This is a genomic window from Streptomyces aurantiacus JA 4570, assembly GCF_000414115.1.
Classification (GTDB): domain Bacteria; phylum Actinomycetota; class Actinomycetes; order Streptomycetales; family Streptomycetaceae; genus Streptomyces; species Streptomyces aurantiacus_A.
In genome coordinates this window covers 11684-37128 of the sequence record NZ_AOPZ01000159.1, presented here as the reverse complement: position 1 = coordinate 37128, position 25445 = coordinate 11684, and the positions used below count along the sequence as shown (strand labels likewise).

Annotated in this window: 1 protein-coding gene and 1 pseudogene (1 of these 2 cut by a window edge); both read left to right on the top strand. The window is 74.4% G+C overall.

Features of this window, described 5'->3' with window-relative positions; all coding sequences use genetic code 11:
• On the top strand, window positions 1-17922 hold the 3' portion of the coding sequence (locus tag STRAU_RS41500) for a non-ribosomal peptide synthetase (protein ID WP_016641614.1). 4455 nt of this gene lie to the left of the window's left edge; the window shows 17922 of its 22377 coding nt (coding positions 4456-22377); its start codon lies off the left edge, out of view; it ends in the stop codon at window positions 17920-17922.
• A pseudogene (locus STRAU_RS17170) lies at window positions 17922-25445 on the top strand (SDR family NAD(P)-dependent oxidoreductase); the annotation flags it as partial. The gene STRAU_RS41500 and the pseudogene STRAU_RS17170, both read left to right, overlap by 1 nt.

Sequence of the window (25445 nt, the reverse complement as noted above, 5' to 3'; positions counted from 1 at the left end):
GGTCACCTCGACACCGCGGCCGGACTCGCCGGCTGCGTCAAGGTGCTCCTGAGCCTCTACCACGGCCAGCTCCCGCCGACGCTGCACTACCGCACGCCCAACCCCCAACTCCGCCTGGACACCTCGCCGTTCCACGTCGTGGACCGGCTCCGGGACTGGCCACGGGGCAGCACGCCGCGCCGGGCGGCGCAGAGCTCCATCGGCCTCGGCGGGACGAACGCGCACGCCGTCTTCGAGGAGTACGTCCCCGACACCGCCGCACCGGCTCGCGCGGACGCGACGGCCGGCCCGCAGCTGGTGCCGCTGTCCGCCCGTACGCGCGACGACCTCGTGCGCGCGGCCGCCGAGCTGCTGCGGCACCTGACCGGCCCCCGGGCCGCCACGCTGCGCCTCGACGACGTCGCCCACACACTGCGCACCGGACGCGTCCCCATGGCCTGCCGTGCGGCATTCGTCGTCCGTGACCTTCAGCAACTGGCCGCCGAGCTCGGCGCGTTCGTACGGGAACCGGACGGCGACGGAACGCCGCGCCGCTTCACCGGCCCCGCCGCGGGCGCCACCGCCGACGTCGCCGCGGCACGGAAGCGCACCGAGCAACTCGCCCGGAGGCTCGCCGACGGCAAGCTGAAGAAGGCGGCGAAGACCTGGGTACGAGGCGCCGAAGCGGACTGGAGTCTCCTCCCCGGGGCCCGGACCGCCCGCCGCGTGAGCCTTCCCGGCTACGCCTTCGCGCCGGTGCCCCACCCCTACCCGGAGCGCGGGACGCGCGCCGCCGCGACCCGCCCGGAGACAGCGGCCGCCACACCGCCGCGGCGCCCGGGCGTGCCCGCGCACCCGCTGCTGCACGAGAACGTGTCGCGGCTCGACGGACAGCGCCACCGCTCGTCCTTCTCCGGGGACGAGTACGTCCTGCGCGACCACGTCGTCGACGGCAAGAAGCTCCTGCCCGCGGTCGCGAGCCTCGAAATGGCCTGCGCGGCCGTCCGGCAGGCCCTGCCCGAGGCCGGCGAGCGGCGCACCGTCGTGAAGAACGTGACCTGGGCGCGCCCCGTCGTCGTCGGCGACGGCGGCCGAGATGTCGAGTTCACGCTCGCCCGCGAGGACGGACAGAGCGGGGCGGCGCACCCCGGAGCGCTGCGCTTCGCCCTCCTGGCGGACGGCGACCAGCTCTCCGTGCAGGGCCGCGCGAGCCTGGACGCGTCCGCGCCGCCGCCGGACGTCGACCTCGACCGGCTCCGTGACCGGCTGGGCCTGCGTCCCCTGGCCGGCGAGGACGTCTACGCGCACATCGCCCGCGCGGGCGTCGCCTACGGGCCCGGCTTCCGCCTCGTCCACGTCCTGCACCGGGGCGAGCGGGACGGACACCGCGAGGTGCTCGCCGAGCTGCGGCTGCCCGCGCACCTGCGTGACACGGCCGCCGACTACGTCGTCCACCCGAGCATCCTGGACGCCGCCGTCCACGCCTCGCTCGGCCTGGACCCCGCCTTCGACGGCACCGCCCCCGGCACGACCGGGGACGGCGAGACCCGGGTGCCCTTCGCGCTCGACCGGCTCGACGTCCACGCCCCGTTCGGCGAGACGATGTACGCCTGGGTGCGCCCGGCGGCGGGGGAGCGCTCCGCGGGCGGAGACCGCGTCCGCGACGTTCGCGGCGTACTCGACATCGACGTCCTCGACGCGACGGGCCGGGTCTGCGTCACGCTGCGCGGGCTCGCCTACCGCGCCCTGACGGCCCCGGGCCGTGACGGCGCCCCGACGGCCCCGGGCCATGACCGCTTCCTGACGGCCCCGGACCGCCAACAGCCCTCGCGCGCCTCGGAGTTGCGCACCCTGCTCCCCGTGTGGGAGCCCAGGCATCCGGCCGAGACCCCCGCCGCCCCGCAGCACCCCGCGGGCGCGGTCCTGGTCTTCGACACCGAGCGCCGGCTGCACGCCGAACTCGCGGCGCTCCACCCCGGCCACCACGCCGTCGACCTGCCCGAAGGGGCGTCCGCCGACGCCATCGCCGGACGGATCCGCACCGCCTGCGCGGACACCGGCGGACGCATCGCGCGCATCGTCTGGGTCGCCCCGGCCGAGCACCCCGACGACCTGGTGAGCGGCCAGGAACGCGGGGCGGTCGAGGTCTTCCGCATCGTCAAGGCGCTGCTGTCCCTCGGCCACGGAACGCGCGAACTCGCCTGGTCCGTCTACACGTTCGGCACCCAGCTCGTGCGCGACCGGGACCTGGTCGCGGCGACGCACGCCAGCGTCCACGGCCTGGTGGGCAGCCTCGCCCAGGAGCACACGCGCTGGACGATCGACGTGGTGGACCTGCCGCACGCGGACTCCGGCGAGGCCGTCGGCCGTCGGCTGGGGGAGGAGCGGCACCTGACCGGGGTGCGGCCCGGCACCACGGTGGCCCTGCGCGGCGGCCGGTGGTTCTCCCAGGAACTGCTGCCCACCACGGCCCTCGAACCGGCCACAGGCACCTACCGGCGCGGCGGCGTCTACGTCGTCGTCGGCGGCGCGGGCGGCATCGGCGAGCTGTGGAGCCGGTACATGGTGGACCGGTACCGGGCGACGATCGTGTGGATCGGACGGCGCCCGCTGACGGACGACGTCGAACGCCGCCTCGCCGACCTCGCCGAGCGGGCCCGGGCCGCGGGCGCGGCGGCCCCCTGCTACGTCCAGGCGGACGCGGGCGACCACGAGAGCCTGCGCGCCGCCCACCGCCGCATCAAGCGGGACCACGCGCGCATCGACGGTGTCGTGCACTCCGCGATCGTCCTCGCCGACAAGACACTGGCGCACATGGACGAGGACCGCTTCCGCGCCGTCCTCGCCTCGAAGGTCGACGTCGGCGTCCGCACGGCCGAGGTGTTCGGGGCCGAGCCGCTGGACTTCCTGCTGTTCTTCTCCTCCGTCGAGAGCTTCGTCAGGGCACCCGGCCAGGCCAACTACGCGGCCGGATGCACCTTCAAGGACGCCTTCGCGCACGCCCTGCGGCAGCGCGGGGTCAGCACGGCGAAGACCGTCAACTGGGGGTACTGGGGAGTGGCGGGCGTCGTCAGCGACGCCTTCTACCGCGAGCGGATGGCCGCCGCCGGAGTCGACTCGCTCGACCCCGACGAGGCACTGGGCACCCTGGAGTCCTTCCTCGCCGGAGAGCACGACCAGATCGCTCTGATGCGTACCTTCGGCGACGAGGCACTGCGTGGCCTCGCACTGGACGAACGCCAGGGCCGCCACCCGTCCGGCCTGCCCTCGGTACGCGACGCCGTCGTGTCCGCGCACCGGTCGCCGCGCGGCGAGGTGGAGCGCCTGCACCGCTTCCTGCCGCACGCCCGCATGTGCGAACTGACCCTGAACCTGGTGTACGTGACGCTCCGTGACCTCGGCGCCGAGCGACCGGACGGCGCGGTCCGCCGTGTCCTGCCGCGGTACGCGCGCTGGCTGGAGGAGAGCCACCGGCTGTTCGCCGAGGCCGGGCTCGACACGGCCGCACCGGACCTGGACGGCGCCGCGCTGTGGCGGCAGTGGCGGGCCGAGCGCGACGCCTGGCAGCCCAACGCCAACCAGACGGCGCAGGTCGACCTGGTCGAGTCCTGCCTCCGTGCACTGCCCGAGGTCCTCACCGGCACCCGGCAGGCGACGGAGATCCTCTTCCCCGGCTCCTCGCTGTCGCGCGTCGAGGGCATCTACCGCGGCGATCCGGTCGCCGACTACTTCAACGACCGGCTCAGCGCGCTGCTCGCCGACGCCGTACGCGCCTGGAGCGCGGCCGAACCCGGGCGCCGGCTGCGCGTCCTGGAGGTCGGCGCCGGTACCGGCGCGACCAGCGTCAAGGTCCTCGAAGCCCTGGAGCCGTTCGGCGACCGCATCGCCGAGTACCACTACACCGACTTGTCCAAGGCGTTCCTGTTCCGCGCCGAGGAGCGGCTGAAGCCCCGCTACCCGTACGTGACCACGGGCATCTTCAACGCGGAGCACGCCCCCGCGCCGCAGGGCGTCGACCTCGGCGGCTTCGACGTCGTCGTGGCCACGAACGTCCTGCACGCCACGGCCGACATCTCCCGCACGCTGCGCAACGTCAAGGCGGCCATGCGGCCCGGCGGGCTGCTCTTCCTCAACGAGATGAGCCGCAACACCCTCCTCGCCCATGTGACGTTCGGCCTCCTGGACGGCTGGTGGCTGTACCGGGACGCGGCCCTGCGCGTCCCCGGCAGTCCGGTGCTGTCCGCGGAGAGCTGGCGCGAGGTCCTGGAGGACGAGGGGTTCCGCACCGGCGCCCAGCCGGACACCGAAGCCCACGCGCTGGGACAGATGCTGATCCTCGCCGAGAGCGACGGACGGTTCCGCACGGCGGACGCACCTGAGCGGCCCGCTCCGGAGCGGGCCGTGGACGACGGCGCCCACCGAGCCAAGGCTGCCGACGGCGCCAAGGCCACCGACGGTGCCGAGTTGCGCGCGCACACCCTCGCCTACTTCGAGCGGCTGCTGCGGGAGGCCCTGCGCCTTTCGGACGAGCCGCTCGACCCCGCCAAGGACCTGCACGACTACGGCCTCGACTCCATCCTCGTGTCCGGCATGAACAGCGCCGTGGCCCGGGACTTCGAGGACGTCAGCAGCACCTTGTTCTTCGAGCTGCGCACGCTGGACGAGCTCGTCGACCACTTCATGGAACAGCGGCGGCCGGAGCTGCGCGGGCTGTTCGGGCTCGATGCGGCGGTGGGCACCTCGTCCCTCGCCGAGCGCGCTGTCGCGTACGTCACCGGTCTCGTGGCCGAGACGCTGAAGCTCGCCCCCGGGCAACTCGACGCGGACGCCGACCTCTTCGATCTCGGCCTCGACTCGATCCTGGTGGTGCAACTGAACAACGCGCTCGGCCGGGACTTCGAGGACCTGAGCAGCACCCTGTTCTTCGACCGCCGGACGGTTCGCGAGGTGGCCGATCACTTCATGGCGACGTGCCCGGAGCGACTGGCCGAGGTTCTGGGCGCGGACACGCGCCCTGAACCCACCCGCGAAGTCCGCCCCGCAGCCGCTACCGAAGTCCGCCCCGTGCCGGTCCCCGTACCCGAGGCCGCGCACGAGCCCGTGCCGCGACGACGGCCCGAACCGCGCTCCGGCGACATCGCCGTCGTGGGCCTCGCCGGGCGCTACCCGGGCGCGGACAGCCCCGCGCGACTGTGGGAGAACCTGGCCCGCGGCGAGAGCGCCACCGCGCCCTACCCGGCCGACCGCTGGTGGTGCGACTGGACGGGCCGGGAGCGCCCCTGGGGCGGCTTCCTCGACGACGTCGCCTCCTTCGACGCCGCGTACTTCGGCGTCGACGAGCGCGAAGCGGCGGCCATGGACCCGCAGGAGCGGCTGTTCGTGGAGACGGCGCACGGCGCCGTGCAGGACGCCGGTTACACGCCCGCCGCACTGGCCGCACGCGGCCGCGTGGGCGTGTTCGTGGGGGTCATGAACGCCACGTACAACGGCCGGACCGCCTACTCGTCGATCGCCAACCGCACCTCGTACCTGTTCGACTTCCAAGGGCCGAGCGTGGCCGTCGACACGGCCTGCTCCGCGTCGCTCACGGCCGTGCACCTGGCCGCGCAGAGCCTGCTCGCCGGAGACAGCGACTGCGCGGTGGCCGGCGGCGTCAACCTGCTCCTCGGCACGGACCACTTCGACGTGCTCCAGGAGCACGGGCTGCTGTCGTCCGGAGAGCTGTGCCGCCCCTTCTCCGAGCACGCGGACGGGTTCCTCGCGGCGGAGGGCGTGGGCGCCGTGGTGCTGCGGCCGCTCGCCGACGCCGTCGCCGCGGGCGACCACATCTACGGCGTGATCAAGGGCAGCGCCGTCAACTCCGGGGGTCGCACCAGCCGTTACAGCATGCCGAGCCTCGACGCACAGCACGACGTCGTCGCCCGCGCGCTGGAACGGTCCGGCATCACCCCGGACACCATCAGCTACGTGGAGGCCCACGGCACGGCGACCCCGCTCGGGGACTCCCTGGAGATCTCCGCGCTCGGCCGGGCCTTCGCCGACGCGCGCCCCGGACAGTACTGCGCGGTCGGCTCGCTGAAGTCCAACCTCGGCCACTGCGAGAGCGCCTCCGGCGTCGCGGGGCTCACCAAGGTCCTGATGCAGCTGCGCCACGGAGTGATCGCGCCCTCCATCAACGCCGAGGACCTGAACACCGGCATCGTCTTCAAGCATTCGCCGTTCTTCGTCCAGCGGGAGCTCACCCCCTGGAACCCGACCGACGCCGAAGGGCACCCCCTGCCGCGGCGCGCGGGCATCTCCTGCTTCGGCGCGGGCGGCTCGAACGCACACCTGATCATCGAGGAACACATGGACGACGAGGCGCGCTCCGACCGGCCTGCGGCCGACGAGGCATGTCCGGTGCCGCTGTCGGCGCACACCCCGGAGCGGCTGCGGACGGCCGCCGCGCTGCTGGCCGAACACCTCGGTGACGCCGAGCGGACCGGCCGCCCGCTGCCGTTGCGCGACATCGCGTACACCCTCCAGACCGGCCGTGACGAACTGCCCGTACGCCTCGCGCTCGTCGTCCGCTCCACCGCCGAACTCGCCGCCGCCCTCACGGAGTTCAGCGAGCACGGTGTCGCGGGCCCCGGCCGGTACTCCGACCTCACGGACCCCGGCACCACCGCCCCCGCGCCCGCGCCGGGCGCTCCGGCCGGTGCCCCGCACGAGGTGGCCCGGCGCTGGCTCACCGGAGCGGGCGTCGCCTGGCACGAGCTGTACGACGGACACCCGCCGCGCCGGGTCAGCTTGCCCACGTACCCGCTCGCGAAGAAGGACCACTGGTACGAGGAGAGGCGCGACCACGGGCACGCGGAGCGGGCGCGGGACGAGGCGCGCGCATCCGCGACCCTGGACGAACCGCGGTCGGACGAACCGCAGCGGGACGCAGCGCGGCCGGACGCGCACCGTGCGAACGCCGGCACGGACGCGCGAGCCGGGGACGTCCGCGACTGGCTGCTCGCCGCCGTCGCCGATGAGCTGGGCGGCACGCCCCACGAGGTCGCCGCCGACCGGGAGTTCCCCGAGCTCGGCGTCACGTCCATGGGCCTGGTCCGCCTGGCCCGCCGGGTACGGAGCGAACTCGACCCGGACTTCGGCTCGGCCGCGCTCTTCGAGCACCGGACCGTCGACGCCCTCGCCCGGCACCTCGGCGGCGTACGCCGTCCGGCGGACGCCCGGCGGGCCGAACCGCCCCGCCCCGCCGAGGAGTTCGTGCCGCACCCGCTGTCCGAGGGGCAGCGGGGCCTGTGGAGCCTCCAGAAGTCCGCGCCCGACGCGAGCGTGTACAACGTGCCGCTCTGCTTCAAGGTGTCCGGTCTCGACACACGTGCGCTGCGCGCCGCCTTCGACCACGTGCGCACCCTGCATCCGCTCCTCTCGGCGGTCGTACGCCGTGACGGCGACCGGCTCGTGTTCGCCCGCGCCGAGGACACGCGGGCCGCGTACACCGAGCACCGGCTGTCCGTGAGCGACCCCGACGAGGTGCTCGCGCAGGCACGCGCACAGGCCCGGCGGCCCTTCGACCTGGACCACGGACCGCTGTGCAGGCTGAGCGTCCTCCAGGGCCCCGACGACGCCGCCTGGATCCTCCTCAACGCCCACCACCTCGTCCTCGACGGAGCCTCCGCCGTCGTCCTCGTCAAGGACCTGCTGTCCGGCTACCGGGCCGCCCTCGGCGGCGGCACCCCGCCCGACGAGGAGCGTCCGGCCGCCGACTACGCCGAGTTCGTGGCCGACGAGAGCGCCCTCCTGGCGGGCGAGGAGGGCGCGGCCCGGCTCGCCCACTGGCGCGAGCGGCTCGCCCAACTGCCGCCCGCCGCCGCCTTCCCCACCGACCGGCCGCGCTCCGCCCCCGACCGGGGGCGGCACGGCGCCACCGAAGTCGTGCGGCTGCCCGCGGACCTCGGCGAGCGGATCACCCGGTTCGCGCGCGAGCGCGGCGTCTATCCGTCCGCCGTGTTCCTGGCCGCGCACCAGGTCCTGCTGCGCCAGTACACACAGCAGGACGACCTCGTCGTCGGCATGCCGGTCGGCGCCCGCCCGGACCGCCGCTTCGACGCCACCGTCGGCCACTTCGTCACGATGGTGCCCGTCAGGAGCCGACTGTCCGGCGGACAGACGTTCGCCGAGCTGTGCACCGACGTGCAGGGGACCCTGCTCGACGCCCTCGCGCACCACTACCCGTTCGGCCCGCTGGTCCGCGAGCTCGGCCTGGGCGGCGCGGACGGCTCCGCGCCGGTGTTCCGGAACGCGTTCATGTACCAGGACTGGCTCGAGGACGTCACGTCCGGGGCCCCGGACGTCCACTACGTCGAGGGCATCCATCAGGAGGGCGAGTACGAGCTCGTCCTGGAGGTCATCGCGCCGCACGGCACCGAGGACGGGTTCACCGTCAAGGGGAAGTACGACCCTGCCCTGTTCGACGCCGGCACCGTCGAGCGGCTGCTGCGTCAGTACGTCCACCTGCTGGAGTCCGCCCCGGCCACGGCACCCCACCAGCGGCTCGACGACTGCTCGGCGGTGTCGCCCGAGGAGCTGCACACCCTCACCGTGGCGTGGAACGACACCGCCGTGGCCCAGCCGCGGGCCCGCGTCCACGAGCTGTTCGCCGACCAGGCGGCGCGCACACCGGATGCGGTCGCACTCGTCGCGGGCGCCGAGTCCGTCACGTACGCGCAGCTGGACGAGCGCACGCGACGGCTCGCCGGACGCCTGCGCCGCCTCGGCGTCGGCCCCGGCAGCCTGGTCGCGGTGTACCTGGAGCGCTCGGTCGACCTGGTCGTAGCCCTGCTCGCCACCCTGCGGGCCGGCGGCGCCTACATCCCGCTCGACCCCGACTACCCGCGGGACCGCATCGCCCACATCCTCGACGACGCCGCGCCCGCGCTGGTCCTCAGCCAGTCCGCGCTGCGCGCCCGCCTCGGCGGCCTGGACGAGGCCGGACAGCGCGTGCTCGCCCTCGACGAACCCGAGTCCGACACCGCAGCCGAGGAGTCAGCGGCTGCCGTGGACGACCCCGCGCCCACCGGCGAGGACCCCGCGTACGTCATCTACACCTCGGGCAGCACGGGCATGCCCAAGGGCGTCGTCGTGCCCCATCGCGCGCTCACCAACTTCCTGTGCTCGATGGCGAAGCAGCCGGGCCTGCGCGCCGAGGACCGGCTCCTCGCGGTGACGACGCACAGCTTCGACATCGCCGCCCTCGAGCTCTACCTGCCGTTGATCACCGGCGCTCAGTGCCATCTCAGCGTCCCGGAGACCGCGCGCTCCGCCGACCGGCTCGCCGCGCTGATCGCGCGAGTGCGGCCCACCGTCATGCAGGCGACACCCGCGACCTGGACGATGCTGCTGCACACGGGCTGGACCAACGCCGAGGGCCTGCGGGTGCTGTGCGGCGGCGAAGCGATGTCCGAGGCGCTCAAGGAACGCCTGACGGCGTCGGGCGGCGAGGTCTGGAACATGTTCGGGCCCACCGAGACGACCGTGTGGTCCACGGTCGCGCGCGTCGAGGCGGGCCGCCGCGTCACCATCGGCCGCCCCATCGACAACACCCGCATCCACATCCTGGACGATCGGGGCAGGACCGCCCCGATCGGTGTGCCCGGCGAGCTGTGCATCGCGGGCGACGGCCTCGCGCTCGGCTACCTCGGCAAGCCGGAGCTCACCGCCGAACGGTTCCCCGCGGACCCGTTCACTCCCGGCGCCAGGCTGTACCGCACGGGCGACCTGGCGCGCCGCCTCCCGGACGGCTCCGTCGAGTGCCTGGGACGCATCGACTCGCAGGTGAAGGTGCGCGGCTTCCGCGTCGAGCCGGGCGAGATCGAGCACGCCCTGACCCGGCACCCCGCCGTCCGCGAGTGCGCCGTCGTCACCAGGACCGAGCCCGCGACGGGCGGCACCCAGCTCGTCGCGTACTGGACCGGCGCGACGGAGGGCCCGGACGCGACCGCGCGTGAGCTCACCGCACATCTGCGCGGCAGCCTGCCCGCGTACATGCTGCCCTCCTTCCTCCTGCCGATCGACCGGCTGCCGCAGACCCCCAACGGCAAGGTGGACCGGCTCGCCCTGGCACGACGCCCGATCACGCTGCCCGCGCCCGAACCCGCCTCGGCACCCACGCCCGCCGCCGACGCCCCGCGCGGGCCCGCCCGCAGCACCACCGTGCGCGACAGCGACGTCCTCGACCTGTGGCGGGAGGTGCTCGGCGTCGACGGGCTCCGTCCCACGGACGCCTTCCTGGACGCGGGCGGCAACTCCGTCCTCGCGGTGGTCCTTGCCGACCGCGTCGCCGCGCGCTTCGGCGTCCCCTTCACGTCGGCGGACGTCTTCGGCTGCGTCGACGCCCGTGGCACGGCCGCACGGCTGCGTGCCGAGTCGGGCCACGGGCAGCGGCCGTCCGCCGAGCCGGGCCCGGCGTCCACGGCCGTGCACCCCGGCGCCGTCCGCACCGACTCCGCTCACCGGCCCGCCCCGGCCACCGCCGCTGCTCCGGGGGACCACCTCGACGGGGCCGTCGCCGTCATCGGCATCTCTGTCGGGCTTCCCGGCGCCGACGACCACCGCGCGTTCTGGCGCAACCTGGTCTCGGGCACCGAGAGCGTGGAGCTGTGCGCGCCCGACGAACTGCGCCGTCTCGGCCTCGACGAGCGACTGATCCAGGACCCGGCCCATGTGCCGGTCCGCGCCAGCATGCGCGGCAAGGGCCACTTCGACGCCGCGTTCTTCCAGGTCTCGGCGCGCGACGCCGAACTGATGGACCCGCAGGCGCGCCAACTGCTCCAGCACGCCTGGAAGGCCGTCGAGGACGCCGCGTACCTGCCCGCGGACATCGCCGACGCGGCCGTGTACATGTCCACCGCGAACGCCCTCTACCAGGCGCCCGTCGCGGGCCCCGGCGTCCGCCGCGACTCCGAGGCCCTGGTCGGCTTCCTCCAGGCCCAGCCCGGTACGGCGCCCACGACCGTGTCGCACCGGCTCGGCCTGCGCGGACCGAGCCTGTTCGTGCACAGCAACTGCTCGTCGTCGCTGGCCGGCCTCGCCCTGGCCTGCCAGGGCATCCAGGCGGGCCAGACCACGCACGCGCTGGTCGGCGGCTGCGCGATGTACGGCGAGGAGACCGTCGGCCACCTCTACGAGGAGGGCATGACGCTGTCGCCCGACGGGCACTGCAAGCCGTTCGCCGCGGACGCCGCCGGGATGATCGGCGGCGAGGGCGCCGTCGTCGTCCTGCTCAAGGACGCCCGCGCCGCCGTGCGCGACGGCGACCACGTCTACGCGCTCGTGCGGGGCGTGGGCATGAACAACGACGGTGCGCGCAAGGCGGGTTACTACGCGCCGAGCGAGGCGGGCCAGAGCGAGCTCGTCGCCTCCGTCCTGGACCGCGCCGGGGTCCGCGCCGAAACCGTCCGGTACCTGGAGGCGCACGGCACCGGCACCGTGATCGGCGACCCCATCGAGGTGAACGCGGTCTCGGCGGCCTTCCGGCGGCACACCGACGCCACCGGCTTCTGCGGCATCGGCTCCGTGAAGGCGAACGTGGGCCACCTCGACGCCGCCGCGGGCCTCGCCGGCCTCGTCAAGTCCGCCCTCGTCCTCGGCCACCGCGTGGTGCCGCCGACCATCAACCACGAGGCACCGAACCCGGGGATCGACTTCGCGAACTCGCCGTTCCACGTCGTCGACACCCTCACACCGCTGCCGGACACGGACACGCCCCTGCGCGCGGCGGTCAGCTCCTTCGGCATCGGCGGCACGAACGTCCACGCCGTCCTGGAAGAGGCCCCTCCGCGGGACGGCCGAGACCTGGCGGGCCCGCACCTCGTACCCCTGTCGGCCCGGACCCCCGAGGCCCTGCGCCGCTACGCCCGCGTCCTGGCACGCCACCTCGTCGAGGAGCAGCCGACGGCGACGGGCGCGCCCCGCCTCGCCGACATCGCCTTCACCTTCCAGGTGGGACGCACGGCCATGGCGTGCCGGGCGGCGTTCGTCGTGGACACCGTGGCCGAACTCGTGGGCGCGCTGGAGGACTTCGCCCGGCGCGAGGACCGTCCGGACGCGCCCGCGCAGGCGGCCCCCGGTGCCGCGACGGCCCTCTCCGACGTCCTCGACGAGGCGGACCGGCACGCCCTGGTCCAGCAGTGGCTCGCCGACCGCAGGCTCGACAAGGTGGCCCGGCTGTGGGAGGCCGGCGAACCCGTCGCGTGGACACGGCTGTACGCGGACGGGGCACGGCCGCGCCGGGTCAGCCTGCCCGCCTACCCGTTCGCCGAAGAGCACTTCTGGCTGCGCGCGGAGCACCCGGCCGCCGCGCCGGCCACCACCGGGGAAACCGTGGCACCCCGCTTCTTCGAGGAGCGCTGGGTGGCCCGGGCCCCTGAACCGGTCGCCGACGCCGTCGCGGCCGCCCCGCGTGTGGTCGCGGCCTTCCTGTCGGACCGCGAGGCCCAGGACGCCTATCGCGCCGCGACGCTGCGGCACGCGCCCGGCACCCGACTGGTGTTCGTCGCCAAGCCCGACGCCCGGGCGACCGCTCCCGCGCCGGGGGAGGCGGACGGGCCCTCGGTGTACCGGCTCGACCCCGAGGACGAGCGCGGCTGGGCACGGGTGCTCGCCGCCGTCGCCGACGCCCACGGCGGCCTCGACGCCGTGCACTACCTGTGGCCCACCGAACACCCCGACGGGCCCGACGGCACACCGCTGCTGCGGGAGCTCGCCGACGTCGGCGAGCTGGTGCGGGCCGTCGCCGCCACCGGACACGACGTCTCCGACGTGCTCGTCGCCGGACACTTCGGCCGCGCCCACGACGGCGACGACGCCGTGGACCGGGCCGCCCTGGACGCCCTGATCGGCTACGAGCGCTCCCTGGCCGGACCGCTGCCCGGCACCGCCCTGCGCGTCGTACTGCACGAAGGCACCGCACCCGCGAGCCGCTGGGCGGAGCTGCTGCTGACCGAGCAGCTCCAGGAGCACAGGACCGCCGCCCTGTACCGGGACGGGGAGCGCCACGTCTGCCAGGTGGCGAGCCTGCCCGAGCCCCCGGCGCACGGCCCCGCCGTCCTGCGCGAGGGCGGCACGTACCTGATCACCGGCGCCTTCGGCGGCCTCGGCCGCCGCGTCGCCGAGCACCTGGCCCGCGCGTACCGCGCCCACCTCGTCCTGCTCGGCCGCTCACCGCTGAGCGCGGCCGACGAGGCGTGGGCCGCGGAACTCGGCGCGCACGGCGGCCAGGTCGTCTGCCGCCGCGCCGACGTCACCGACGAGAACGCCCTCGTCGCCGTCCTGGAGGCGCTGCCGTCCGCCCTGCGTCGACTCGACGGCGTCGTGCACGCCGCGGGCACGGCCCAGAAGTCGCCCGTGACGGACACCACGCGGGAGGCGGCACAGCAGGTCCTCGCCGCCAAGGTGAGCGGGACGCTCGCACTCCAGCGGGCCCTGGCCACCACCCGCGTGCTGCGCCCCGAAGGGTTCGTCTGCCTCTTCTCGTCGAGTTCCGCGACCCTCGGCGACTTCGGCAGCTGCGACTACGCGGTCGCCAACCGCTTCCAGACGGCGTACGCGCGTGCCCTGGCCGAGCGCGACGCGGGCTCGCGCCTGCTCGCCGTCGCCTGGCCGCTGTGGGAGGACGGCGCCCTGGGCGCCGCCGCCCAGCGCGCGACGGACGGCGACTTCGTCCGGGCGTACCTGGACGGCAGCGGCCAGCGCCCCCTGCCCGCCGGAACCGGACTCGCCGTCCTTGAACGCCTGCTCACGGTGCGGCCCGGCACAGCCGCGCCGCTGGTCCTGCACGCACCCGCCGAGCGGGCGCGGGCCCTGGCCGAACAGGCCCTCGTACGCGTGACGCGCCGTCAGATACCGGCTGTCGCCGCGCCCGGCGGACCGTCGACGCCCGGGGGGCCCTCCGCGGCGGACGCGCCGGCCGCGCGCGACCGGCGCCGCGCCGACCTCGCCGACGCGGTACGTGACGTCGTCGCCCACGTCCTGAAGGCCCCGGTGGAACAGCTCGACGACGACAGCGGGTTCCACGACCTGGGCCTGGACTCCATCCGCCTCACCCAGCTCGCCCACCGGCTCGCGGAACACCTCGGCACCCCGCTCCAGCCCACCGTCCTCTACGACCACCCGTCGGTGCGCCGCCTGACCGACCACCTCCTGGCCGACCCGTCCGTCACCGTGCCGGGCGCCGCCGCGACGGTGCCGTCACGGGCCACCGAGCAAGAGCGGGAGCAGACCGTCGAACCCGCGCCCGCCCCCGCCGCACACGCGCCCGCACCCGCCGCACCCGAGGACGACGACGCCATCGCCATCATCGGCATGAGCGGCATCTTCCCCGGCTGTCGTGACGTGGACGCCTTCTGGAGCGCGCTCACCGACGGCAAGGACCTCGTCCGCGAACTGCCGCCCGCCCGCTTCGGCGCGGCCCCGGCGCCGGACGGCGACGAGTCGAGGCCGTACCGCTGGATGGGCAGCATCGACTGGGCAGACGAATTCGACGCCGCCTTCTTCGAGATCGCCCCCAAGGAGGCGCGCGCACTGGACCCACGCCAGCGCCACCTCCTCCAGGAGTGCTGGAAGGCGTTGGAGGACGCAGCCCTGGGCGCCCAGGAGCTCGAGGGCCGTCGCGTCGGCGTGTTCGTCGGTGTGGAGCAGGGCGACTACCGGCTCCTCGACGGGGGCGGCGGCAACGTCACCTCGAACCACGACGGGGTGCTCGCCGCGCGCCTGTCGTACTTCCTCGACCTCAAGGGGCCCGTCCTCGCGGTCAACACGTCCTGCTCCTCGGGCCTGGTGGCGCTGCACCAGGCGCGCGCGAGCCTGCGCCAGGGCGAGTGCGACATCGCCGTCGTCGCGGCGGCGAACTTCGTCCTCGCCCCGGAGTCGCTGGCCGCCATGAGCGACGCCGGCATGCTCTCGGCCACCGGCCGGTGCGCCACCTTCGACCAGGACGCCGACGGCATGGTCCCCGGCGAGGCGGTGACGGCCCTGGTGCTGCGCCCGCTGGCGGACGCGGAAGCCCACGGCGACCCCGTCCGCAGCGTGATCACGGCCGGCGGCCTCAACTACGACGGCAGGACCAACGGCATCACCGCCCCCTCGGGCGACGCCCAGCGCGAACTCCTGGAATCCGTCCACGAGCGCGGCGGCATCGACCCGGCGGACCTCGGCTACGTCGTGACCCACGGCACCGGAACCAAGCTCGGTGACCCCGTCGAGGTGAACGCGCTGCGCGCCGCCTTCGCCCGGCACACCGACGAGCGCGGGTTCTGCGCCCTGACCTCGACCAAGCCCAACATCGGCCACACCTTCGCCGCCTCCGGCCTGGTGGGCCTGGTCTGCCTGTCCGAGGCGCTGCGCCACCGCACCATCCCGCCGAGCCTGCACTGCGAACGCGACAACGAGTACATCGACTGGAGCGAGAGCCCCTTCTACGTCAACAAGGTGACGAAGGAGTGGCCGGCACCGCCGTACGGCCACCGGACGGGCGCGGTCAGCGCGTTCGGCATGAGCGGCACCAACGCCCACGTGGTCGTACGGGAGTACACCGGCCGGCGCGCCGCGCCCGCGCCCGTTCCCACCCAGCCCGCCTACCTGCTCCCGGTGTCCGCGAAGACCGGAACGGCCCTCGAAGCGGTCGTCGACGCCCTGCTCGACCGGATCGCGAGCGGCTCCCTGACGGACGCCGACCTGCCCCGGCTCAGCGCCACGCTCGTCACCGGACGCCACCACTTCCGGCACCGCTGCGCCCTCGTCGTGGGCTCCCTCGACGAGGCGGCGGCCCTCTGGACCGAGTGGCGCCGTACGCGCACCGCCCGCCCCGGCGCGTGCTTCGCGGGCGTCGTGCCCCGCGGCTTCACCGCCACCTCGCGGCAGCAGGACCGTATGACGGAGTCCGCCGACAGCGCCCGGGACACGACACTCGCCGCGGCGGCGCGACGGGCGGCCCTCGTGGAGCTGGCCCGCGGTTACGTGGCCGGAGACACCGTCCCGAACCCCGTCCCGCAGTCCGGCGGGCACCGCGTGCCCCGGCTGCGGCTGCCCGCGTACCCGTTCGCCAGGAACCGCTACTGGGTGACGGGCCCGTCCTCCGGCGCCGAGGCGCCCGCGCGGCAGCCGGTCGAGGCCACGGCTGTGCCGGGCAAGCCGGTCGTCCTCCGGGACCTCGCGGACGTACCGCACCGGCTCGACACAGCCGGTGCCACGTCCGCCACCGACCAGCCGCCACGCGTGTCGCTGACGCCCCTGACGGACCCGTCCGCCCCCGTGGCCCCGTCGGCTGAAGACACCGCGGCTGCCCACCCGGTCACCCGTGACCACGACGTCCTGGAGGACCTCAAGGCGGCGGCCGCCATCGACTTCGGCGGCATGGTCGCGACCCTGAACCGCACCGGGGTGATGGTCGAGCGGCTGATCCCGTACTCCGCGGAGTTCGCCGAGTACGCCGGCGGTGGCGACGGCGAGGTCCTCGACCTGGGGTGCGCGTACGGAGTGGCGAGCATCGCCGCACTGGAGCGCGGGGCGCGGGTCGTGGCGCTCGACATGGAGCAGAAGCACCTGGACATCCTCGAACAGCGCGTCAACGACGAGGCCAGGGAACGGCTCTCCCTGCGCCGCGGCATGCTGCCCGACGTCGACTTCGAGGCCGGACGGTTCACGGCCGTGCACGCCAGCCGGGTGATGCACTTCCTCACGCCCGACGGTGTACGGCTCACCCTGCGCAAGATGTACGACTGGCTGGCGCCCGGCGGGAAGGTCTTCCTCAGCTCGGACTCGCCGTACTTCGGGTACTGGGCGTCCAAGGCCGCCGACTACGAAGCGCGCAAGCGCGCCGGTGACCCGTGGCCCGGCTATATCGACGATGTCGCCGCGCACTTCGAGGAAGCCCATGTGATCGGCGGCCCGCCGCTGATCAACGCCATCGACCCCGACGTGTTCCGCCGGGAGTGCGAGGCCGCGGGGTTCGTCGTGGAACGGGCCGGGTTCTTCGGCGCCGTGGGAGTGGACCGCGAGTCGTACGGCGCGCCCGCCCCCGACATGGAGCACGTCGGCGTCATCGCCCGCAAGCCGCAGGACGCGGCCGCCGTCGGCCTGCCCGCCGCCACGGCCTCGTCCGCCGACGGCAACCGCGTCACCTACCGCGTGCGCGGCAGCGGGCCGACGGCTCTGGTGTTCATCCACGGCCTCGGCTGCGACGCCACGTTCTGGGACCTCCAGGTCGATCACTTCGCGGGGCGGCACACCGTGGTCACCCTGAACCTCGCCGGGCACGGCGGTTCGGGCGGGACCCGGCGGCGGTGGACCGTCGAGGCGTTCGCCGAGGACGTCGCGGCCGTCGTCGACCACGCGGGGCTCGACGACGTGATCCTCGTCGGCCACTCGCTGGGCGGGCCCGTGATGCTGGCCGCCGAACGGCTGCTCGGCGGGCGGGTCCGTGCCCTGATCGGCGTGGACACGCTGCACAACTTCGAGCCCAAGGCCATGGACGCGGATGAGCTCGACCGCTTCGCGCGGACGTTCATGGACCAGCCCATGCAGCCGCGCGAGCTGTTCCTCGACGACGCGCGGGACGACCTCGTCCAACTGGTCGCCCGTACCCGGGAGGAGACCGGCGCCGACGTCGTGTCGGGCGCGTTCCGCGAGCTGCTGACCTACCTCCAGGACGTGCCCAAGCACTTCGACGTACCGCTGGTGCTGATCAACTCGACGTCCTGGATGCCGACGAACCTGACCGCCGCGCGCCGCTACGGCGTGGAGGTGGAACTCGTCGACGGCGTCGGGCACTTCGTGATGCTCGAAGACCCCGGGACCTTCAACGCGGTGCTGCGCCGGTACGTCGACCGATTCACTCCCGTTGCAGGTCAGGACGGTGGCGAGTCCGGTGCCACCGTGGAAGGGGCTGGTTCCTGATGCCCGTTGCACGTATTAAGATCCACGCGAAAAGCGACCTGCATCGGTTCCTGCGCGACACGCTGGCCGGCGTCATCGGAACCGACCTGGCTCCGAGCCGTGACGACGCGTCCCTCGTCGAGCTGGGCCTCGATTCGTTCGGCTGCGCCCAGTGGCTGCACGAGGTCAACCGGACCCTCGGGCTTTCCCTCACGGTGGCCCAGGTCTGCGGTCACCCCACCTTCCGTACGTTGTCCGCCCTGATCGAGGGCGCCATGGGAGAACAGATGAGTGCCACACCCTCCGGGGCCTCGGCCGCCCGCGGCGTCTTCGCGCCCGGGCAGCCGGCCATCGCCGCGTACCTCCGCGAGAGCCTCGCGGCGGAGCTGGAACTCGTGGCGGCGGACATCGAGGACGACGTGCCCTTCGTGGAGCTCGGCCTCGACTCGATCACCGGGGTCACCTGGACGCGGAAGCTGAACACGCACTTCCAGCTCTCGCTGTCCGCGACGCAGGTCTACAGCCACCCCACGGTCGGCGAACTCGCGGGCCGGCTCGCCGAACTGCTCGACGGGGCGACACCGGATCCGGCCCCCGCAGTGGAGCTGGCCCCCGCCGCGGAGCCGCACGGAGCGGAGCCGGACCTCGCCGCCGAGCCGGACCCCGGAACACAGGACGCCCTCGCCGCGTGGCTGCGCGCCAGCCTCGCCAAGGAACTGGAGCTCGCCGAGTCCGAACTCGACGACGACGCTCCTTTCGTAGAGCTCGGCCTGGACTCGATCTCGGGCGTCACCTGGACCCGGTCCCTGAACACCCGGCTGGGGCTCTCGCTGTCCGCGACGACGGTGTACGGGCACCCGACGATCGGTGACCTGGCGCGGTATCTGGCGGAGGAGCAGGGCGCGGTCGCCCCCGACGCGGGCAGCTCGCCCGCTCCCGACGCAGCCAAGGCACCCGTACGCGACGCAGCCAAGGCACCCGCCCCCGTCGAGGACAAGGCCGCCGCCCTCGACAAGGACAAGGCGCCCGCCCCCGAGCGGGCTCCCGGGCTCGTCGACATCGCCGTCATCGGCATGTCCGGCGCGTTTCCCAAGGCCCAGGACCTGGACGCGTTCTGGCGCAACATCCTGGACGGCCGCGACTGCATATCCGAGGTGCCGCCCTCGCGCTGGCCCGTGGAGACGTTCTACGACGAGCGGCCCGGCGTACCCGGAAAGTCCGCCAGCAAGTGGATGGGGGTCCTGGAGGACGCCGACCGCTTCGACCCGCTCTTCTTCTCCATCTCGCCCGGCGAGGCCGAGTACATGGACCCGCAGCAGCGCGTCCTGCTGCAGGAGAGCTGGCGGTGCGTCGAAGAGGCCGGGTACGACCCCGACGACCTCTCCGGCACCCGGTGCGGAGTCTTCGTCGGCTGCTCCGTGAACGGATACGGCGGCAAGGTCGACGAGACCGAGCTGAGCGCGCACCAGAACCTCGGCACCAACAGCGCCATCCTCGCCAGCCGCATCTCCTACACCCTGAATCTCAAGGGCCCCTGCCTCTCCATCGACACGTCCTGCTCGTCGTCGCTCGTCGCCATCGCCCAGGCATGCGACAGCCTCTGCCTCGGCGACAGCGACACCGCGCTCGCGGGCGGCGTGTGGGTGATCCCCGGGCCCGGCGTGCACGTGGCGATGAGCCAGCTGCGCGCCCTGTCGCCGGACGGGCGCTGCTACGCCTTCGACGAGCGCGCCAATGGGTTCGTGCCCGCCGAGGGCGTGGGCGTGCTGCTCCTGAAGCGGCTCGCGGACGCGACCGCGGACGGCGACCGGATCCACGCCGTCATCAAGGGCTGGGGCGTGAACCAGGACGGCCGGTCCAACGGCATCACCGCGCCCAGCGCCGAGGCGCAGACCCGGCTCCAGGAGCACGTGTACGACAAGTTCGGCATCGACCCCGGTGACATCGAGCTCGTCGAGGCACACGGCACCGGCACCGCGCTGGGCGACCCCGTCGAGATCGACGGCCTCGTCGGCAGCTTCACCGCGCGCACCGACCGCCGCGGCCACTGCGCCATCGGCTCGGTGAAGAGCAACATCGGTCACACCGCGTGCGCCGCCGGAGTGGCCGGCGCCCTCAAGGCCGTCCTCGCCCTGGAACACGGGACGCTGCCGCCGACCGCGCAGTACGAGCGCCTCAATCAGCACATCGACCTGGACGGCACGCCCTTCTACGTCAACACCCGGGCGCGTGACTGGCGTCGAGGGGACCGGCCGCGCCTGGCCGCCGTCAGCTCCTTCGGGTACAGCGGGACGAACGCCCACATCGTGCTCGCGGAAGCCCCCGCGGCGCCGGCGGCGGGCGAGCGCGAGGGCTCCCGCCTCATCGCCCTGTCCGCCCGGACGGCCGGGCAGCTCCGGGACCGGGCGCGGCAGCTCGCCGCGCACCTCGAAGCACACCCGGACCTGAGCCCGCGCGACGTCAGCCACACCCTCGGCCGGGGCCGCAAGCACTTCCGTCACCGCCTCGCGCTCGTCGCGGACACCACCGCCGACACAGCGCGACGGCTGCGCACCTGGCTGGAGACCGGCAGCGCGCCCTCCGCGTACTCGGGCGACCAGAAGCCGCAGCGACCGGCACGGCAGGACGGCCGGGCGGGCCAAGAGGTGACCGTCCCCGGGCGGCTGCGGACCCTCGCCGAGGCGTACGCCCGGGGCGAGGCCGTCGCGTTCGAGTCGCTGTTCGCCTCCGACCCCCGACCGGCCCGCGTCACCTTGCCCACGTACCCGTTCGCCAGGGACTCCTACTGGCTCGCCGGGTCCGGCTCGCCCGTGGGCGACAGCCCGTCCGACGTCACCGCACAGCACGCCGAGCGGCCGGGCGGCGACCTGCCCGACTCCGGTGCCGTGCTGACCCTGGAGCCGTGCTGGACGCCCCTGACCGCACCCGACGGGCCCGCCGCCGCACCCGCGAACCGGGTGGTGTGGCTCGTCGGCCCCGGCGCCGACGCGGCGGCCGCGGACGCGCTGCGCACCCGGCTGCCCCACACCACGGCGCTGCGCACGTTCGACGCCGACGCGGGCCGACCGCTGGACGCCGAGTACACCCGCCTGACGGCGGACGTGCTGGGGGAGTTGCGCACCAGGATCGCCGCGGGCGACGTACCGGGCGGCAGCCTCGTACAGATCGTGGTCCTGGGCCACGGCGCACCGGCCGCCCAGGTCCTCACCGGGGTGTCCGGACTGCTGCGCACCGCCACGCTGGAGCACCCGTGGCTCCGTACCCAACTCCTGGAACACCTCGACCCCTTCGACGCCAACGACCCCCGGTCCGCCGCGGCGCTCGCCGAAGCCGTCGAGGCCGGCGCGGGTGCCGCCCGCACCGAGCAGCACGTCCGGCGGCAGGGCGGGCAGTCGTACGCCCGGCGGCTCACCGAAGCGGCGGCGTCCCCGGCGACCGGGGCCGACGCCCCGCCGTGGCGGGACGGGGGCGTGTACCTGATCACCGGTGGCAGCGGCGGGCTCGGCCTGCTCGTCGCCGGGGACCTGTGCCGCACCTTGCGCACCGGGACGGTCGTCCTCGTCGGGCGCTCCGCTCCGGACGCGGTCCGGCCGCGCCTCGCCGCGCTCGCCTCTCCGGGCGTCACCGTCGAGTACCGGCAGACCGACGTCACCGACCGGCGGGCCGTGGACGCGCTCGTCGAGGACGTCGTGTCCCGGCACGGCGCGCTGCGCGGCGTCGTCCACTGCGCGGGCGTGCTCCACGACGGGTACCTCGCCACGAAGACGGACACGGACCTGCGTTCCGTTCTCGCGCCCAAGGTCAGCGGCCTGGTGAACCTCGACGAGGCCACCGCCCGCCAGCCGCTGGACCACCTGGTCGTCTTCTCCTCCACGGCGGCCGCGCTCGGCAGCGCGGGGCAGGGCGACTACGCCGCCGCCAACGCGTTCCTCGACGCCTACGTCGACCACCGCGCCGACCTCGCCGCGCGCGGCCTGCGCGCCGGTCGAGCCGTGTCGGTGGGCTGGCCGCTGTGGGCCGACGGCGGCATGCGGGTCGACGACGCGGCCCTGGAGCGGCTGCGCCGGATCGGCGTGACACCGCTTGCAGTCGAGGACGGGCTGCGGGCCCTGTCCTCCGCCGTCGCCGGTGGGCCGCGGCACAGGCTCGTGCTCTGCGGCGACCCCGCGCTGCTGCGCACCCGCCTGTCCGCGCAGCTCACGACGGACCCGCGGACGCCGCCCCCGCCCCTGGCAGCCGTGGCCGGGACACGTTCCACGTGGGAGCGCACGCTGGTCGCCGCGGTCTCCGAGCAGCTGAAGGTTCCCGCCGAGGAGATCGACGGGGACGGGGAGTTCGGTGAGTACGGCTTCGACTCGATCAGCCTGACCGAGCTGACGCAGCGGCTGAACGACGCCCACGGGCTGAGCCTCGCGCCCACCGTGTTCTTCGAGCACACCACCGTCTCCGGGCTGGCCGCCCACCTCGCCGGGCAGGCTCCGGCGCCCGTCCCTGCGCCCGCCCCGGCGCCCATCCCTGCGTCCGCTCCGGCGCCGGTGCCCGCCGTCGCCACGCCGGACCGGCTCGACGCGATCCGGCGGGCGGTGATCGCCACCGTGTCGGAGCAGCTGAAGGTTCCGGCCGAAGAGATCGACGGGGACGGGGAGTTCGGCGAGTACGGCTTCGACTCCATCAGCCTGACCGCTCTCGCCGACCGCCTCGGCGGCCGGTTCGGCCTGAGCCTGGCGCCCACGGTGTTCTTCGAGCACCGGACCGTGGACAGCGTGTCGGCGCATCTGGCGGAGATGGCCGACACGGCGGACACGGCAGATACAGCGGACATGGCGGAGACGATCCCGGTACCGGCCACGGAGCCGACCCCGGCGCCCGCCGGTGAAGTCCGGGACGAGGAAGCCGCGTACGCCGAGCCGGAAGGCGCTGAGCCGAAGAGCGCCGAGCCGGAAGGCGCTGAGCCGGAAGGCGCCGAGCCCATCGCCGTCGTCGGCATGAGCGGAAGCTTCCCGCAGGCACCCGACCTGTCCGCCTTCTGGGACAACCTGTACGCGGGCAGGGACTGCATCACGGAGATACCCGAGGACCGCTGGGACTGGCGTGCCCTCGCGGCGGACCCGAGCGTGCCCGAGGGCAGGAAGCCCGTGCGGTGGGGCGGGTTCCTCGACGGCGTCGACCGCTTCGACCCGCTGTTCTTCGGCATCTCGCCCCGCGAGGCACGCACCATGGACCCGCAGCAGCGCCTGCTGCTCACCCACGCCTGGCAGGCCCTCGAGGACGCCGGGTACGCGCCGTCGAGCCTCGCCGGAAGCGACACCGCCGTCCTGATAGGCACCGCGCCCAGCGGCTACGGCACCCTCGTCATGGGGCAGTCCGAGGGACCCGGGGGAGGGGACGGATACGCGGCGACCGGTGTCTCCGGCTCCGTCGGCCCCAACCGCGTCAGCTACCTGCTCGATCTGCACGGCCCCAGCGAGCCCGTCGAGACGGCCTGTTCGAGCTCCCTCGTCGCCCTGCACCGCGGCGTCGAGCTGCTGCGCTCCGGCCGCAGCTCCCTGGCCCTCGTGGGCGGCGTCAACACGATCGTCAGCCCCGAGCTGCACATCGGCTACAGCCGTGCGGGCATGCTCAGCGAAGACGGCCGCTGCAAGACGTTCTCCGCGCGAGCCGACGGCTACGTACGCGGTGAGGGCGTCGGCGTCCTCGTGCTCAAGCCGCTGCGCGCGGCCCGGCGCGACGGTGACCGGATCCTCGGCGTCATCCGCGGCACCGCCGTCAACCACGGCGGCCGCGCCCACTCCCTCACCGCGCCCAACCCGCGCGCCCAGGCGGACCTCCTCAAGGACGCCTATCGCGACGCGGGCGTGGACCCGCGCACCGTCACCTACGTGGAAGCGCACGGCACCGGCACCGAACTCGGCGACCCCGTCGAGCTGAACGGCCTGAAGAGCGCGTTCGGCGAGCTGTACGAGGAGACCGCCGGGGCGCCCGACCGGCCCGACACGCCGGCCCGCTGTGGGCTCGGCTCCGTCAAGAGCAACATCGGGCACCTCGAACTCGCCGCGGGCGTCGCCGGAGTCATCAAGGTGCTGCTCCAGATGCGGCACGCCACCCTGGTCGAGAGCCTGCACTGCGCCGACCTCAATCCCTACCTGGACTTCGCGGACGGCCCGTTCGAGGTCGTCCGCGAGCGGCGGCCCTGGCAGCGACCGCGCGACGCCACGGGCCGGGAGGTCCCGCGCCGCGCCGGCGTCAGCTCCTTCGGGTTCGGCGGCGTGAACGCACATGTGGTCATCGAGGAGTACGAGGAGTTCACAGCCATGGGTTCGGACGGCGACGCGCACACCGTCGCGCGGCACGAGACGGCCGGTACGCCCGTGCCGCTCCCGGCGCTGATCACGCTGTCCGCGCGCACCACCGATCAACTCCTCGCGCGGGCCCGTGGGTTGCGCGACCACCTGAAGGCCGGGCAGGTGGGCGCGGAGCGCCTCGCCGACCTCGCGTTCACGCTTCAGGTGGGGCGTGACGCCATGGAGGAGCGGATCGCGACCCGCGTCGCCTCGCTGACCGAACTCGAGCGCAGGCTGGATTCGTTCGTGGCGGACCCCGACGCACACGAAGGCTGGCACCGGGGGACCGTGTCCCGCCGGTCGGCCGCGTCGGCCCCCGCCGCGCCGGACGCCGGGCGGCTCGCCGAGACCGCGCGCCGGTGCGCCGCGGGGGAGTACGACGAGGCGCTCGCCCTGTGGGTCACGGGTCACCCCGTCGACTGGCCGCGGCTGTACGCGGCCGGGCCCCGGCCCTCGCGGATCGCCCTGCCGACGTACCCGTTCGCGGACGAGAGCTACTGGGCCGGACGCAGCGGCGCCCCCAACCCGGGCACCGCGCCCGCCCCGGCGGTGTCCGTGGACGGCGCGCACCCGCTGCTGCACGGCCCCGCGCAGGACACCGGGGGCGACGCCGCCGGGATCGCGTACCGCGCCGTGTTCGACGGCGACGAGCCCTTCCTCAACGATCACCAGGTACGCGGCCTGCGCGTCCTGCCGGGTGCCGCGCACCTCGAAATGGCACGCGAGGCCGTCGCCCGCACCCTGGGAGCGGGCGCGGGAGTCCGCCTCAGCGACGTGGTGTGGCTGCGGCCCGCCGTCTGCGACCGGGCGGGCCTGGAGGTGCGGCTGCACCTGAAGCCGGCGGACGCGGACGCCTACGCGTACACGCTGCACACCGTGGGACCCGACGGCGAGCCGACGCTGTCCGGCCAGGGCCGCGCGCATGCCTCCCGGGTGCCCGCCGAACATCCCGTGCTTCCGTTGGCGGACCTGCGTGCCGCCTGCGCCGGGACCGTCTTCCCCGGCGCCGGGATCTACGACCTGTACGACCGGGTGGGCATGGAGTACGGCCCGGCGCACCGCTCCCTCACGGAGCTGACCGTCGGCACCGACACCGCCGGACGCCCCCAGGCGCTCGCCGAACTGCGCCTGCCCCGGGAGGCGGAGCCGACCGGCGCCTACGGCCTGCACCCGAGCATCCTCGACGGCGCCCTCCAGGCCACC